We start from the raw sequence: 16,932 nt of genomic DNA on the forward strand, positions 1-16,932 counted from the left end.
TTCTTTTTTTGAGGATTAAGTGTAAATTGTCTGTAGAATTGTTATAGCTAATATTATGGTACTATCACGTATAAAGATGATATAATAGTGAGCATAATTTTAAAAAGCTGTTGAGAAACCATGCTGGAATCCAGCGAAATATAGTACAAAATGGGGTGAAGTATGTTTCAGATCGACCAAAATCTCTTAATAGATATTGTAGAGGAACCCAAAACCCTTCATAGAGGGGTGGAGTATTTTACAAATGATAGAGTAAAAAGCCTACGGTTTTATAAAGATACCATGACCTTTGTAGCAAATGTCAAGGGAGCTTATTTATATGAGGTAGAAGTAGATTTTGATTTTCAAGGAAAATTTATGGATGCCAATTGTACTTGCCCTGCCTATGGGGAGTATTGGGGGTATTGTAAGCATATTGTGGCTGTTCTTTTGAAAATAAAGGAAAAGGATAGATTAGGGAATTTTCAAGTGAAACATAGGGAAGAAAACCAAGCAAAAGTTATTTTAGAATACTTTAGAATTCAGCAGGATAAACATAGGGTACCTCTCCAGATGGAGGTTACCTATGAAGTAGAAGGAGCCTCTTATATTACCCTCCGAATTGGTGAAGATCGACTTTATGTGGTCAGAAGTATGAAGGAATTTATTGAAAAAATCCATCGTAATGAAAAGATAAGCTTTGGAAAGAATTTTATCTTTGATCCCTTAATCCATAGGTTTAGAAAAAGGGACGAAAAAATTATTGAACTGATAGAGGAACTCTATGAGCATGAAAAGACTTTAGAAAGAAATTTTTATTATAAGAAAAGGGAATCTTTGTTTAAGGGAAAAAGGGTAGAGCTTACCGATAAGGCCCTAAAAAGATTTTTAGGACTTCTTCAAAGTCAAGCCCCTACCTCAGAGGAAGGTATAAAAGTAAAAATTTTTAATAACGAGTATAATAATATAAAGATCTACGAAGGACAAATCCCCCTTAGCTTCCATCTGGATCAGCAGGAAGAAAATATGTTTTTTAAAATGGAATATGAGGGTCCTTTGATTCCCTTGGTGAAGGATGGAGAATATTTCTTTACTAAAGATGGAATCTGTAGGATCGGGGAGGAGATAAGAAGGGATTTATTACCTTTTTATCAAATGTTGGGAGATAACCCCTCCTCCAAAATACCCATTGACAAGGAGGAGCAGGAGGCTTTTTTATCAGAGGTTTATCCTGTAATAAAAGGGCTGGGAAGGGTAGAGACCAATAAAAAGCTGGATGAAAGAATCAATACAGCACCATTAAAAATAGAAGTTTACTTTGATAGAAGTGATAATAAAATTACAGCTGATGTTCGTTTTCTTTATGGAACCACCACCATTTATCCCTTTAATCCTAATGAAGGAGAAAAGGAAAAAAGCAATAGGGTTGTCCTGCGGGATATACAAGGAGAGAGAAGGGCTCTAAGTTTTTTTGAAAACAGAGATTTTAAAGTAAAGAACAACAAAATTTATTTAGATAATGAAGACAGTATCTATGCTTTAGTTTACGAAGATCTTGAAGAGTTACAGAAGCTAGGAGAAGTTTATTATTCTGAGGATTTTAAAGCTATAGAGATAAAAAGAGTCTCCAGCTTTCAAGGGGCTTTTCGATTGAATCTTGAAGAAAACCTATTGGAATTTCATTTTGATATAGAGGACGTGGAAGAGGATGAACTGAGGGAAGTATTTAAATCCCTTCGACAGAAGAAAAAATATTATCGGCTTAAAAATGGGTCCTTTATTCCCCTAGAGGAAAAGGCTTTGATGGATATAGGGGAATTGATGGATAGACTAGATATTGTAGAAAAGGACTTTCATAATAAAGCCATTAAAATACCCAAATCTAAAGCCCTATATATAGATGATATTATAAATGAAAAGGGTTTAGATTTTGTGAAACGACATAAAGATTTCAAACGATTTGTTGAAAATGTGAAGGAATACCAGGAGGTACAATATCCTCTACCAGAGACATTAAAGGGAATTTTAAGAAATTATCAGCTTCAAGGCTTTCAATGGTTAAAATCCTTAAGTCAATATGGTCTGGGAGGGATTTTAGCCGATGATATGGGCTTAGGAAAAACTTTGCAGGTACTGACCTATTTAGTATCTGAAGGGGAGGAAAAGGGTGGGGCTCCAAGTCTTGTTATAGCACCTACTTCTTTGGTATATAACTGGGTGGCGGAGATAGAGAAATTTACACCCCAACTGAAGGCTATAGCTATTGTAGGTAGTAAAAGTGAAAGAGTAGAAAAAATAGAAGCCCTTCATGGATATGATGTTGTGGTGACCTCTTACCCCTTAATGCGAAGGGATGGGGAACTCTATGAACAATATTCCTTTAGATGTTGTATTTTAGATGAAGCACAACATATCAAAAACCCTTTTTCACAAAATGCTAAGGCGGTAAAGGATATTAAGGCAGAATACTATTTTGCCCTTACTGGAACACCTATTGAAAATTCTCTCACAGAGCTATGGTCTATTTTTGATTTTGTGATGCCAGGATACTTGTCCTCCCACCATAGATTTAAAAATCGTTTTGAAAAGCCTATCGTAGGGGAAAATGATAAAGCTGCTTTAAGGGATTTGGGCAGGATGATTCGTCCTTTTATTTTGCGCAGAATGAAAAAAGATGTATTATTAGATCTACCTGAAAAGATCGAAAGTAAAATTATAGGAGACTTAACTACAGAACAAAAGAAGCTGTATGTAGCTTATTTAAAAAAGATAAAGGGAGAACTACAGGAAGAGATTAAGGAAAATGGATTTGAAAAAAGTCAAATCAAAATTTTGGCGGCATTAACTCGATTAAGACAAATTTGTTGTCATCCTGCTTTATTTATGGAGGATTATAGGGGTGGAAGTGGAAAGCTGGAGATCCTGCAGGAGATTATAGAGGATACCCTTAAAGGGGGGCATAGAATGCTACTCTTCTCTCAATTTACCAGTATGCTAAAGATAATCAGACCTGTTCTGGAGGAGCTAGGGATAGATTATCATTACCTTGATGGAGCAACTCCTATGGAGGAACGGGGATATTTAGTGAAAAGCTTTAATGAGGGAAAAGGAAAGATATTTTTAATCTCCCTTAAGGCTGGTGGAACGGGATTGAATCTAACTGGTGCTGATACCGTCATTCATTTTGATCCCTGGTGGAATCCTGCAATAGAAGACCAGGCAAGTGATAGGGCCTATCGTATGGGACAGAAAAACAAGGTCCATGTTATGAAGCTTATTACCAAGGGCACTATTGAGGAAAAAATCTTTAAGCTACAGGAAAAGAAAAAAGAAATGATCAATGCAGTTATTCAGCCAGGAGAAACCCTTCTGAATAAAATGAGTCAAAAAGAGCTAATGGAATTATTTGAGATTAGCGTTTAAAAACCATGTACTTCCTTCATAGCCCCTGTGGATAAATATCTAAAAATCTTAAGGTACAACTTATATTTTAACAATAGGGATCTATAAAATTATTTTTAGAAAAGAAGATAGAAGACAACAAAATGAGAATATGGCGACAGATTAGGATTAAAGGGGGACTAAAATACCTAATCAACATATTCTCATTAATTGTAGTATTGACAGATACTAGGATGTTATACACCAAAGTCAAATAATTTATAAAATAATTAATCATACCATAGTTCATAGTTTTTCAATGTTTTTAGTTCTTTTTCTTAAAAATCAATTTTGCTTTTCAAATTACATCTGGCCTATAGCCATTTGAACTAAAAATGCAACTATTACAACCAATAAAGAAATAATAAATCCGTGTAACATAGGGGCAAATCCTGATTTTGCCAATTTGTTAAAATTTGTTTTAAGGCCTATTGCTCCTAGAGACATAACCATTAAAAATTTGCTGACATTTGAAATAGAATAACTTATGACTGGTGAAATCATCCCTGTGCTTTTAATAGCCACCATTACAAGAAACATCACAATAAACCAAGGGAAAATTTTATTGATACTTACCTTTTTTGTTTCACCAATAACTAAAGTATCCTTTTGTGATAAAATGTTTTCCTGAGCTTTTATGTTAAGTCGTTGATTAATATAGGAAAACACAAGTACAACAGGAACAATTGATAGAGTTCTTGTAAGCTTAACGATTACAGAAAAGTTACCTGCAACATCGGAAAAAGCATAACCTGCCGCAACCACTGAGGAGGTATCATTTACTGCTGTTCCAGTCCAAAGTCCATAGCCTAAGTCAGACATTTGAAAATAAGCACCCATAATAGGAAAAAGAACCACCATCATTACGTCAAATATAAAGGTCGCCGATATAGCATAGGCAACATGACTCTCCTCTGCATCGATAACAGGTGCCACCGCCGCAATGGCAGAGCCACCACATATACCTGTTCCTGCAGAAATTAGTCCAGATAGCTTCCAATCCATTTTAAAAAGCTTTCCAAATAAATATCCTCCACCAAAAGCAGTGATTAAAGTAAATAACATAACAATAATAGAAAGCTTGCCTACTTCTAATACTTGGGAGAAGCTGAGGGAAATACCCATAAGAATAATGGCAAGACGCAATATTTTTTTTGAAGTGAATGAGAAACCTTTTTCAAATATATTATACTTTGAAATAATAGGATTTAATAGCATACCAATAAGTAATGCAAAAACACCAGGACCTATAAGATGGGATGGAAGGAGATCGCTTGCGATAGTGGATATAGCTGCAAGTACTGCAGCAAATGCTATTCCTCCCATATATTTTTTAAAACGTAACATAAAATCAACTCCTTAATTAAACTTCCTTTTGATTTTATCACTTTATAATTATAAAATCTAATTATAAATAATTATAAATACATAAAATATACTTATAGAGGTGTGGTGAAATGATAGATATAAGAGTTGAATCATTTTTGGCTGTATGGGAAAATAGAAGCTATACAAAAGCCTCTGAGAAACTGCGGATAACACAGCCTGCAGTTACCCAGCACATTAAGTCATTAGAAAAACAATATGGCTGTAAACTTATAGTATATGAGAATAGAGGGTTAAAGCTTACCAAAGCTGGAGAGATTTTTTTTCGCTATGCTCAAAATGCCAAGGTCAACGAAAAAAATATAATACAGAAGATCCGAGAAATAAATAAAGAAACCAAGACAATGAAATTTGCTGCAACTTTAACCATTGGGGAATTTACCATAGCATCAATTCTTGGAGATTTGGTAAAGACCTTTAACCAATACAATATAACTATGCATGTTGATAATACTGAAGTGGTATTGAAAATGCTACAAGAGGGTAAGATTAGCTTTGCTTTGGTTGAGGGGCTGTTCAATAAGGCTGACTATGAAGCAAGACTGCTGAAAAGTGCCAGCTTTATACTAATAGCTCCCCCAACACATCCATTGGTGACTAAAAAACCTATATTTTTACATGAACTTAAGAATGAGACCATAATAGTCCGTGAAAAAGGTTCAGGGTCCCGAGAGGTTTTGGAACGTGGAATCTACGAAAAAAATTATACCCTTGAATATTTTGAAAAAACCATTGAAATAGGGAATGTCAATGTCATAAAAGAAATGGTGAAAAGTGGAGTGGGTCTTAGCTTTATGTATGAAGATGCAGCTAGGGAAGATATCAACAAAGGTCATTTAGCTGAGGTTAAAATACAAGATTTTACTATTCAACGGGAGTTTAACTTTATTTATCTTAAAAATCAAATGATAGAAGCTGAAATAGATATGTTTTATTCTTTTTTTAAAAACAATATGATATGAAAAAGCTGTTTTTATTGGAGAGGCTTGTAAATTAATTTTAAACAGAAAAAAATTACAAATAAATTGATGTAACTATAAACCAGCAAAAATGAATAAATAAATTTCCATCTAAAAAATTACACAAACACAAAAAAACACTTATGACCTCCGCCACACCTGTGCCACTCTATTGACCCAGGCAGGAGAAAGCCCAAAAGCGGTAGCAGATCTGGTAGGACCCTCAGATACCAGCATGATTATGGATATATACACTCATATTCTCCCAGGCATGAAGGAGGTAGCATCTAACAAAATGAGAAAAATTATATACTAGTGGACACTAGAAACAATTGATGGTGAAGGATAATTCATAAGCGAAATGCACCACTAAATGTTATGAAAAAAACTAACATTTAGTGGTGCATATTTTCCCACGCTTTTTTTAAAACATAAAAAAATACAGCCCCCAGACACATTCTGAAAACCGCATTTTTTAATAAGTAAATGGAGCTGATGATGGGACTTGAACCCACGAACCTCTTCCTTACCAAGGAAGTGCTCTACCTGCTGAGCTACATCAGCATATATAGTTATTTTTAGGTGGTTGTAGAAAGGTTATTTCTTAAGACCACGAATTATATTATAAATCAAATTTTTCAAATTGTAAAGGGTTAATTAATAAATTTTTAATTTAATTTTTCCAGTAGATTTAATAAGCCAATAATACTTGCCTAATAACTTCAAAATAATGAAGATATTAATGACATCAAAATTATATATATACAATAAAAGGCATTAAAAGTAGCATTTAATGCCTTTTATTGGAATCATACTTTATTTATTCATTGTGGTTCATCCATTAAACTAAACAAACCTTCAAAACTAAGCAACATCAAAGTTCAATTCCTGAAACTGTGCCTTATACAGCCTTGCATAAGCACCATTTTTTTTCAATAGTTCTTCATGATTTCCCTCTTCGACTATTCCTTCATCTGTCAAAACCATAATCCTATTAGCATGCTTAATGGTAGCTAGACGGTGGGCAATAACTAAAGTTGTTCTATTTTCTGAAAGATGTTGGAGGGATTCTTGAATTACCTTTTCGGTTTCATTATCCAGGGCTGATGTAGCTTCATCAAGTATTAAAATAGGAGGATTCTTTAAGAAAATCCTTGCAATAGAAAGTCTTTGTTTTTGTCCTCCCGATAGCTTCACACCTCTTTGGCCTATATAGGTATCGTAACCATCTTCTAAGTTCATAATAAATTCATGGGCATTAGCTTTTTTAGCGGCAGCTTGTATTTCCTCATCTGTAGCATGGATGTTACCATAGGCAATATTTTCTCTAACAGTGCCAGAGAATAGAAATACATCCTGCTGTACAATACCAATATTTTGACGGAGGGATTTTTGTGTAATCTCTTTAATATCTTTGTTATCAATTTTAATCTCTCCACTATCTATCTCGTAAAATCTCGGGATAAGACTACAAAGGGTGGTTTTACCTCCACCAGATGGTCCTACAATTGCCACAGTTTCTCCTGGAGATATGGTGAAATTAATATTTGTTAAAACATTTTCTTTGTTGTTATAGCTAAAGGTTACATTATTAAAGGTGATTTGACCTTTTACATCATCAATATCTATTGCCCTAGGCTCATCGACGATTTCTGGCATCAACTGGAGGGTTTCATAAAAGCGGTGAAAGCCTGCCATACCTTTTTGATAATTCTCCACCAAAATAGTTAGCTTCCTCATTGGTTGTAAAAACATGGAAACATATAAGAGAAATCCTACTAAATCTCCTGTCTGCATGTTTCCTTGATAAATGAAGATTCCCCCAAATACTAATACCACCAAATGTATAATATTAGAAAAAAAGTTAACGCCGGCAAAGAATTCTGCCATTACCTTAAAGGTATTTTCTTTAGACAGTCTAAAGGTTTCATTTCCTATTTTAAACTTTTTTGCTTCATAGGATTCGTTGGTAAAGGACTTTACCACCCTAACCCCAGATATACTATCCTCCACTTGGGCATTAATTTCCCCTAGCTTTACCCGGAGGTTTCTAAAAGCCTGCTGCATTTTTTTGTTTTTAATTGTAGTAAAAATCAAAACAATTGGCAGGAGGGAAAAGGTGATTAAGGTCAAGGGCCAGTGAATCGTCATCATAATGATGAAGGCCCCTGTTAATGTTACAGTTGCAATAAAAAAATCCTCTGGACCATGATGGGCCAATTCTGTAATTTCATTTAAATCATTTACTAATCTAGACATGATTTGACCAGTTTTTGTATTGTCAAAATAATTGAAGGAAAGTCTATGTAAATGCTGAAATAAGTCCCTCCGCATATCGTATTCCATTCTTGCTCCTAAAACGTGGCCCCAGTAATCTACAATATATTGAAGGATACTTCTGACGATATATAATAAGAGCATCCCTACTCCTACCCATATAATTATTTGAAGGTTTCCCACATGAAATACATCATTAATCATTTTAAGTACAACAAAGGGAAAGACCAAATCCATACCGGCCATAATAAAGGCGCAACCAAAATCCAACATAAAGAGGGAAAGATGGGGTCGATAATAACTGATAAATTTTTTAAACATAGTGCATCACCTTTCTTTAAAATTTTCCAAACACATTTTATTATACCATATTTTGGGTATGAAGTTCCTTTTATTCTTTTCACAACCTCCACAGTAACGGGATATTTATCTTATTTCCCTTCAATAGCTGTAATAGCTTTTTCTTTAATCAATACAGGTATTATCAAGAGCTATTTAGCAAAGGATTGATATAAATTTTGCCTATAGAAGTAAAAAAAGAGGAACTATAATAGTAATGGTCGAAAAAGTATTAATAAATAATAAAAAGACTAGAACTATACCTTAGCAACAACTCTTTACTAGGTTTTTGGATAAGATAAAAAAACGATAAAAAGAATTGAGGGTTAGTACTATGAAGATTTATGAAAAAATAAAGGAAGTGATGGGATTGATTGTAGATAAACCCTATTTACCAATAGGGTTGCAGGAGGCTAAGGGGCCTTTCCTCCTCCATATCAGTGATACACCTCAGGAGATTTATCCTTATATCCTTCGACTGGTGAAGACTTTAAGGCCGGCTTATATTGTGCATACGGGAGATATGGTGGATGATATTAAGCTAGAGATCCTTCCAAATCAAATAGATAGATATAAAATAGCTTTGAATAAGTTCATCACAGGTTTAGAATCCTCTACCAGTGCCATGATCTATTATGTTATGGGAAACCATGATGCCTATGAAGTAGTAAAGGAAATCAGTATAAAGGGCATACCTCTAACCAAGGGTCATATAATGATAGAGGGAATTGATTTTTATGTAAATCATTATCATATAGAGGATTCTTCAAAAAAGGACTACTATTTATATGGTCATAGCTTTGAGCCTAAGGCCTATAAAACCGATGAATATGTGGGTTTGAATGGACTAAATGTCATCAATGTCTTAGATTTAACTACAAAAGTAATTTATGCTTTACCCTATCCCTTTGCCACCAATCAATTTAGAAAGATGAAGCAGAGGAGAATTGGACTATAGGGAGGATGAAAAAATGCTTTTTTTCAGGATGGGACCTCGGTTATTATTTATACGAACCGAGGCAATAGAAGAGGTAAAGGATTTTTTTATAAAAACAATGGAGGGAAAAGAAACGGAATTTATTAAGGGAATGGAGGAGGCTACAGAGGACAGCAGTCTTATCTTTTTAACGGATAGTTCTCCTGTAAAGACAGATATAGGGGATGCCAAGGCCATTGTAATTGTGGATGAACCTGCATCTATATGTCTTGCTACCCTAATTAATAGTCATATCTCTCAATTGTTAAAAAGGGTAGATATGGGACCATCCTCAATCATCATGAGGACAGTTGGAGATAAAAACAGAGTAGTACAGCAGATTTTAAGCCTCTATGGAGGGAAGACATTACCAATAGAAGAGGCCGTCAACGAAGGAGAGCAGGGAGACACCATTTTATTTCTAACCACCAAGCAACTGTTACGACGACTGCTAAGCAGTGATTTATTAGATACACCCCTATTATTACCTCATCCTGCCTCGCAAATTGTTAAAAAGCTTCAAAATGAGGGGATTTTATATATTACCCAAAGTCTAGAGGATAGGAAATGGTATGAGCTGCGAATTAATATTTATGATATTCATGGAAGGTATCAGGAACATTATGATAGGTTAAATTATGTATTGACCCAGCTGGAGGTTGGAATGGTGTTAGAAGAGGGATGGACAAAGGATCATGCCCTAACCTTATTTTTTGTATTGGCCTATCAGATTCGATTGTTTACCTTTTACAGACCAGAAGAGATTAAACAAATATTATTAGGTCTAGAATATAATGGAGAAGGAGACAGATGGGTGGATTTAGATCTATACTATAGAAATAAGAAAATTTCTTGGGTAGATATTGATAAAAAAAAGGGAAAGCGCAATAAGATACAAGAATGTCTGCAGCATAGGGAAGAGGTTATGCAGAGACTTTCAAAACAAGAAAGGGAAAAGCTTATGGAGTTGGAAGGAAAGCTTTATAAAAAATAAGTCCTAAAAAAACATGGATATTAAGGAACATTTTACCATGTTTTTCGTCTATATACATGAGGAAAATTTATATGATTTTCAAATGTGAGGAGGAGCAAAAAATGAAAAGACTGGTGTCCATGGTTTTAATTTTCACATTGCTATTTACCGTATTTAGTGGCATTACCCATGCTGTAGAAGTTTCATCTATTTATACAAAGACAGAAATAGAAGAGTTGGTTCGAACAAAGCTGAACATAGATAAAGAAATAAATCTAGACTATGCCAATTTGTTCACCAGAGATTTACAGGAAAAGAAGTTTTGGAGTTTACAATTCCAAGGAGAAAATGAAAGGATTCATGTGGCCATCAGTGCTGACACAGGAGAAATTACCAACTACCATAATTGGGACGCCACCAATTATGAAGGAGCAATTACAATTATGGCGGAGGATGCAAAGAAAACCGCTGTTAAGTTTATTCAAACTCTAGAGCCACAGAAATATAAAGAGACAGAGGAAGTAACAGCAAAGGCTCCCTCCTTTATCATCTACGATATGGCGAGAAGTGCTTATGAAGGAGATAACTATCACTTTTTATTTGTTCGTAAGCTAGGAGAAGAGTTTTTCCCTAACAACTATTTTCGTGTCCAGGTATCTGGTGTTAATGGTAAAGTTACAGGCTACGAAATGCGATGGGACGAAGCTACCTATGCTAATAAAAAATCCTTAATTACAGAGACAAAGGCTCGACAAGTCTTTGAGTCAGAGGAAAGGCTTGCTTTAAAATATGTGGCCCTCTATAAGAATAATAAGGGTGAGGTAACGAAACCTACTCTAACCCCAGTATATGTATATAATCCTAAAGAATCTGATAAAATCCATGCTGTAGAGGGAAGACTTTTAAAGCAAGAGGAGCTTTATACTGGAGGTCAGTTCTATGGTCCTAGATCTTATGGTGCTGATCAAATGGCTACGAAGGAGACGATGAACTATGACGGAGGTGAAGTAATTCCAGAAGAGGGGATTTTATCAAAGGAAAAAGTAGAGAAGGCTGTATTGGAGACATTAGCTAGGGAGTTGGATATAACTGGACTACAGGTGCAAAACAGTCACTATTCTAATTATTATCACCGTATGAAGGGTAAGTTTTGGAATATATACTGGTATGATGAAGAAAGTGGAAAATCCCTCAACACCACTGTTGATGGAGAAAAGGGCAACATCATCACCGCTAGCTATAGCAAAGAGCCTAGGGAAGTAAAACCCTATGAAAGAGATGGATTAGAGTTAAATTCACTGAAAAAAGATATGATGGATGGGAAAGTCCCCATGGAGGTTTATGAAGAGGAAGTAGGGAATGTTAAAAATACAGATAAAAGTCAGCTACCTCTATTGGATGAAGAAAAGGTCAGAAAAGAAGTAGAGGAAAGGATTAAAACCATGTTTCCCCATGTTAAAGGCGGAGAGGTGAAATTTAAAAGACAACCCCAAATGACAACAGAAGCTATTGTATATTTTACTTCCCCTAGATACATTGAAGGGATACCCTATGAGGAAAACTATATTAACGTCACCTATCAATATAATACTGGAGAAATATTGGAGTTAAATTATAGATGGAATGATGTGGAGATCCAAACCCCTACTAAAATTGTTGAAAAAAACATGATAGAAAAGAAGTTTTATGATACAGTAGGCTTTGAAAAATATTTGATTCAGCTAAGGAATCAAGAGGCCTTTAATAGTAGAAGACTAGATATTCCCATGAAAGAACTGATACCTGTCTATAGTATCAAGGATTTCTATTTCCACTATATTGATGCTGGAAATGGTAAGTTTTTAGATTACAACGGGGAGGAATATGTGGAGGAAAACCTATCTATCCATGAATTTAAAGATATACAAAGTAGTCCCTATAAGAAGGAAATTTTACTTATGGATAAAATGGGAATCCTTAAGGAAGATACCCTGTATTTCCAACCTGATGGAACCCTCCTGAGGAAGGATGCCTTAAAATGGATTGTGGAGATGGGCTGGAGGGGAAGATTCTATTATCTAAATAAAGGTTATGGATACAAGAATGATGAAAAGCAACCTTACTTTAAGGACCTAGATAAGGATGATCCCTACTATATTTATGTGGAGGCAGCAATAGAAAATAAAATCCTTGAAAAGGGTGACGGCTATTTTCAACCTGAAGAAACTATAACAAAAATCGAGAGTACCCAGTGGTTGTTAAATGCCATGGGACAAAAGGAATTGGCACAGTTTACAGAGATTTTCCAAGTACCCTATACAGATAAAGGGGATATCCCAAAAGAAGATAGAGGCTATGTGGCTTTGGCTAAGTATTATAATATCTTTGCTGATAAAAACAGTGAAGGAGCTTTTCAGCCCGACAAAGTATTTACTAGGGGAGAATTTGTCAGCATACTTTACCATTTATTAAAAAATTAATTGTAAGCAGATTCTCAATATCTTAAAGAGATCTTTAAGATATTCTACTAAACATTAGAAGGAGAATACCTTTTATCGGAGGTATTCTCCTTTAATATAAAGAAAAAAGGGGTGTTTTTTCTTTAATCCTCTGCATTCATGATGACTTTAACTATAGCATTATTATCCATAGCAAGCTGTATTAGATTAGCATCAATGATATTTCCTTTAGAAAAGGTACTATCAGCTATTAAAATATCTTCAATTAGTTCCTTACCTAGTAGATAGTTATATCTTGGGTCTATGGAGCTTTCAATTTGCACCTCTATACTGGAAGTAACCTCTTGTGAAATTTGCAATTCTTCTGTCACGGTAGTATCCTCCAACACTTCCTGTATAGTCTCTATACCTTCATGTTCTTCAGCAGGGATCTCTGTAGTATCCATAGGATCATTGTCTAGGGACAACTCTTGATTAAGAAGGTCTAGACTATTTTCCACGGGGTAGGCTCCAGGTGATGAAGAAGCAGAGGTGGGGCTGACTTTTTTAGAATTAATTATAATGATATGATCCATAGATAAAATATCATCCTTCTCTATACGGGTATCTGTTGTATGGATTGCAGCTACTTGAAAATCCTCATCAAATTCTACTCCACAAGCTTCACCTATTTTTTCTCCTTGCAGGGTATAGATTTCAGGTTTAGATGAGACAGATAGAAGGGATTCCCTATAGCTATTTTTTAACATAACTGCATCTGACCCCATAACAACTTGTTCTATAGGAATGTAGACATACTTCTCTTGAGCTTTACAGTAGACAAAAGCTAGCTTATTTTGATTAAAAATAAACCCCTTTAATGTACCGAAAAATTTCCCATTCTCTATGAAGATAACTGGTTTTTCTGAAACATTTATTAACAAATTTAACACCTACCTTTTAAAGGTTACTGGCTGCATCTTTATAGATTCTATAGTACATACTGCCAATGACATTGTGATATTCTCCAGTATCACTTTTAATACAAGTAAAATCATTACTAAGATAGTGGTCTAAATATGGAAAGAGAATTTCACTACCGCCACCACAAAAAATTGCTGTATCACAGTTTCCAATAAATTTTGTTTTGACAAATTCTCTAAAATCTTTGTTAAGTTCATAGGCAAAGGTGTCAAAAACATTTTCTACGATATTGGAGGTATTAATACCCTCACCCTTTTTGCCCTTAAGAATTTTATTATGATATCGAATCATATTGTCGATATCATAGGTATAGGGTTTTCTATCCAGCTTTTCTCGAAAATTGTTAAAAAGCATCATAGATATTTTTTCATAGCAATCCATCATGCCTTTTTCAAAGGTATTCACCCCTACAGTTTTGAGGCCATCGAAGGCAGCAATATTGATTTGACCTGAGCCTATATCAAAAACAACTGTCTTTTTATCCTTTGTATAAGCTTCCTTTAAAGTACCATTTTCATTGACTGCATGATGAAAAAAGGGGGCAATGCCTTCGGGACAGAGGGTGATATTCTCAATATCATAGGTTGCTTCCTTAATAACCTCTGAAGTGTTACTGGTGTTATAATATAGAACCTTTACATTTCCCTTCAATTTTTCACCATATAGGTTAGAGAGGTTCTTTTGATTAGCTACGTATTCTACTAAGGGCTGATTGATGGTAATATCGATGGGTTGTTGATCTTTTTCATATTTCACAAGATTAGAAGCAATTCCCGTTAATAGACAAAATAGAATCACTTCATCATTGGATTTCTTTTCATATCTATTTCTATCCCTTATTAAAACCCCTTTATTTTCTGCAGCTCTACCTACGAGTTTTTTTCCCAACGATTCACCATCTTTGATAATTTCCACCAACATATTGTTAAAATCTATATTTGTAGTAGTAGGGTGTAAGTCAAACAAATCAAAGCTTGTTCCATAACTTAACTCCATACCAGGTTCAGAGATAATAGTTGGAAAACTGAAGGGTTTTTTTGCCTCCTCCATTATCTTAGTTAATCTATTGCCTCCATCTACATACAGTCTTATTCTATTCTTCATGAGCAATCCTCCCTTGTATCCTATAAAAAATTATTATTTCATCTATTATGCTTATGTAAAATATATCTTATATAACCATAATTATCCTATAGGTCAAAAGTAACAATTTTTTACAATTTGTTGTGTTTTTCTTCAATAGGTGATATTTTCAAATATATAGGTTTGTTTATTGTAGAAGAAGGGGGGAAAATGATGAAGGTAGTTGATAATAAAAGCAAGGATGCTTCAAAGGGATGTATTATAACAACGGGGGTATCTTCACTAAACTATTATAATAATTATATGCAGCGGTTTAACGAAGATAATGATGCTTTATACAATCTTATGGGAATTAGTAACGTAGTGAATATAGATAAGGCAGACTATTATAGGATTATTATAGATCTTTCAGATAATAGCATTAAAGATATTGTTTTTGAACTTTTCAACCACCTTTTACCTTTAGGTGTAGATATAAATGTGAAATTAATAAAGGATGCTGCTTTAATTAGTCATGATACACAGCTATGCATAGAACTTTTACAGAGGCTTGATAACAATAAATTGATTAAATTGGAAATCATTAATAAGGAAGCCAAAAGGTTAAAGGAGGAAGAAGAGAGTTCTTTATTTAAAAAAATAAAAAACTTGTTTATTTTTATTGGACCTGGCAATACTGGCAAAACTTCAATCCTTTCCGCCTTGACAGAATCTTGTAATGATAAAGGAAAAAGGATAGGGTTAATAGATTTCACAGAGGACTGCAAGCTCATGACCTATTTCCCTAATATTTACTCCTTAAATCATTTTCACTCCAGGAAGAGGAATTACCAAGAAAAATCTCCAATGAAATCAAAGGACTTAGTAGATGTCTATAGATGTTCTAGTGAATATGTCAAGACCCCTGAAGGTTTAAAAAACTTATCAGCAGGATTAAGAGAATTTACAAAAACCTATGATTATGTTTTTGTAAATACAGATATGAAGACCCTAGACAGTGGTAGAGAGCTATTTAAAATGGCACAAAAGATATTTATTGTTCACGATTTTATTCCTACAAAAATAAATATTACCAAGCATATTCTCATAACCTTTGGAGAGATAGGAATCCATGACAATTCAACTATAGCATTGATTTACAATAAAATAATAAATTGTGCCTTTAACTTAAAAACCATAGAAGAAAAACTGATCTTTGAGAAACTAAGTAATAAAAAACTAATACCATTAGTGGACCTGAATAGTAAAACCTTTGAGATACCCTATAGTAAGAAGACCATGGGGGCCATCATAAACAATATCTCTACCAAAAGTAGTATTATCAATAATGTAGCCTATAGCTATAGAAGGAATATAGAGTATTTGTATAAATACATTAATGATATACCTTATGTGGAACTGGAGGAAATGAGTATTGGGGATTATCTAAAAGAATGCTTTCATAGAGTACTACAGCATCATTGTTTTAAAGATACCTATAAAGCTTTATATAAGTATGCTGGTAATTTTAGTATGTTTAGACAATCCAATAGAATAATGGGGACTTTAAGGTTTTTACAAAAATAATATAAAAGACAAACGGAATAAACCTCAGTCCAGTTTGTCTTTTTACGTTACTTATCCTTTAATTTCACTGCAGTACCATAGACCATAATCTCTGCAGCACCCTGCATGACAGCCGAAGTGGAAAAACGAATATTGACAATCCCATCGGCCCCCAGCCTTTGAGCTTCTTTTTCCATCAGTGTCATAGCTGTATCCCTAGCCTCATCCAGCATCTGTGTGTATTCCTTTAGTTCTCCACCAACAATTTGACGTAATCCCGACATAATATCCTTACCGATATGCTTTGCCTTGATGGTATTACCCTTTACTAAGCCCAATACTTCTGTAATTTCTTTGCCTGCAACCTCAGGGGTATTACAAATAATCATACTGTCACTCCTTTTTTTATCATTTATAGGTTACCCTAAATTTTTAAAGGATAAAGCTGTTATCTTATATTTAAAAGAAAGGTTCTGTTAAAGGCTATTGTTGATTTTTATATTCTATGAATTGTTGAATTCTGTCATCCTGAGGAAACCGAAGGATCTAAGACTCTTACCCATCCTCATAGGG

The 16,932-nt window shown here is 34.3% G+C and carries 12 protein-coding genes and 1 tRNA gene; 7 read left to right on the plus strand and 6 right to left on the minus strand.

The genetic code is table 11. The features are described from left to right. The first annotated feature begins 162 nt into the window (after positions 1–162). Positions 163–3,402 carry a DEAD/DEAH box helicase gene (locus tag BLS22_RS04705; protein WP_090551034.1) on the plus strand — a complete coding sequence of 1,080 codons (3,240 nt, stop codon included), beginning with the start codon at positions 163–165 and terminating at the stop codon, positions 3,400–3,402. Positions 3,403–3,723: 321 nt separating this feature from the next. Here the strand turns inward: BLS22_RS04705 and BLS22_RS04710 are convergent, their stop codons facing one another. Beyond that, positions 3,724–4,767, minus strand: a complete 1,044-nt coding sequence (locus tag BLS22_RS04710; protein WP_090551036.1) for a YeiH family protein — start codon at positions 4,765–4,767, stop codon at positions 3,724–3,726. Between the two features lie 110 nt (positions 4,768–4,877). Between BLS22_RS04710 and BLS22_RS04715 the strand changes: the two genes are divergently transcribed. Both BLS22_RS04715 and BLS22_RS15605 read left to right on the plus strand, forming a co-directional pair. Then, the gene (locus tag BLS22_RS04715) at positions 4,878–5,768 is read left to right on the plus strand and encodes a LysR family transcriptional regulator (RefSeq protein WP_090551039.1); all 891 of its coding nucleotides are present in this window, start codon (positions 4,878–4,880) and stop codon (positions 5,766–5,768) included. A gap of 115 nt (positions 5,769–5,883) precedes the next feature. Beyond that, on the plus strand, positions 5,884–6,081 hold the full coding sequence (locus BLS22_RS15605) for a tyrosine-type recombinase/integrase (RefSeq protein ID WP_090551041.1): 198 nt from the start codon (positions 5,884–5,886) through the stop codon (positions 6,079–6,081). 171 nt (positions 6,082–6,252) lie between these two features. On the opposite strand, the gene BLS22_RS04725 is transcribed toward BLS22_RS15605, so the two are convergent. Next, a tRNA-Thr gene (locus BLS22_RS04725) sits at positions 6,253–6,329 on the minus strand. 300 nt (positions 6,330–6,629) lie between these two features. Continuing rightward, positions 6,630–8,363, minus strand: a complete 1,734-nt coding sequence (locus BLS22_RS04730; RefSeq protein ID WP_090551043.1) for an ABC transporter ATP-binding protein — start codon at positions 8,361–8,363, stop codon at positions 6,630–6,632. A 352-nt stretch (positions 8,364–8,715) separates the two neighbouring features. Here BLS22_RS04730 and BLS22_RS04740 point away from each other — a divergent pair, with 352 nt between their 5' ends. The 3 genes from BLS22_RS04740 (at position 8,716) to BLS22_RS04750 (ending at position 12,789) form a co-directional block, all read left to right on the plus strand. Further along, positions 8,716–9,339 carry a metallophosphoesterase family protein gene (locus BLS22_RS04740; protein ID WP_090551050.1) on the plus strand — a complete coding sequence of 208 codons (624 nt, stop codon included), beginning with the start codon at positions 8,716–8,718 and terminating at the stop codon, positions 9,337–9,339. Between the two features lie 13 nt (positions 9,340–9,352). After that, complete coding sequence (locus BLS22_RS04745) at positions 9,353–10,351, plus strand: hypothetical protein (RefSeq protein WP_090551052.1); 999 nt, start codon at positions 9,353–9,355, stop codon at positions 10,349–10,351. 101 nt (positions 10,352–10,452) lie between these two features. Continuing rightward, positions 10,453–12,789 carry an S-layer homology domain-containing protein gene (locus BLS22_RS04750; RefSeq protein ID WP_176762057.1) on the plus strand — a complete coding sequence of 779 codons (2,337 nt, stop codon included), beginning with the start codon at positions 10,453–10,455 and terminating at the stop codon, positions 12,787–12,789. A 122-nt stretch (positions 12,790–12,911) separates the two neighbouring features. Here BLS22_RS04750 and BLS22_RS04755 read toward each other — a convergent pair whose 3' ends face one another. Continuing rightward, positions 12,912–13,691 (minus strand): hypothetical protein, encoded by a 780-nt coding sequence (locus tag BLS22_RS04755; RefSeq protein ID WP_090551057.1) that lies wholly within the window; start codon positions 13,689–13,691, stop codon positions 12,912–12,914. Positions 13,692–13,707: 16 nt separating this feature from the next. Next, positions 13,708–14,835, minus strand: coding sequence for a ParM/StbA family protein (locus BLS22_RS04760; RefSeq protein WP_090551060.1), 1,128 nt, complete (start codon positions 14,833–14,835; stop codon positions 13,708–13,710). Between the two features lie 192 nt (positions 14,836–15,027). Here BLS22_RS04760 and BLS22_RS04765 point away from each other — a divergent pair, with 192 nt between their 5' ends. Next, positions 15,028–16,380, plus strand: coding sequence for a hypothetical protein (locus BLS22_RS04765; RefSeq protein WP_090551063.1), 1,353 nt, complete (start codon positions 15,028–15,030; stop codon positions 16,378–16,380). A gap of 47 nt (positions 16,381–16,427) precedes the next feature. Here BLS22_RS04765 and BLS22_RS04770 read toward each other — a convergent pair whose 3' ends face one another. After that, positions 16,428–16,748: a YbjQ family protein gene (locus tag BLS22_RS04770; protein ID WP_090551066.1), complete on the minus strand. Its 321-nt coding sequence runs from the start codon at positions 16,746–16,748 to the stop codon at positions 16,428–16,430. Positions 16,749–16,932 lie beyond the last annotated feature (184 nt).

The sequence above is a fragment of the Natronincola ferrireducens genome (assembly GCF_900100845.1).
GTDB classification, from domain to species: Bacteria; Bacillota; Clostridia; order Peptostreptococcales; family Natronincolaceae; genus Natronincola_B; species Natronincola_B ferrireducens.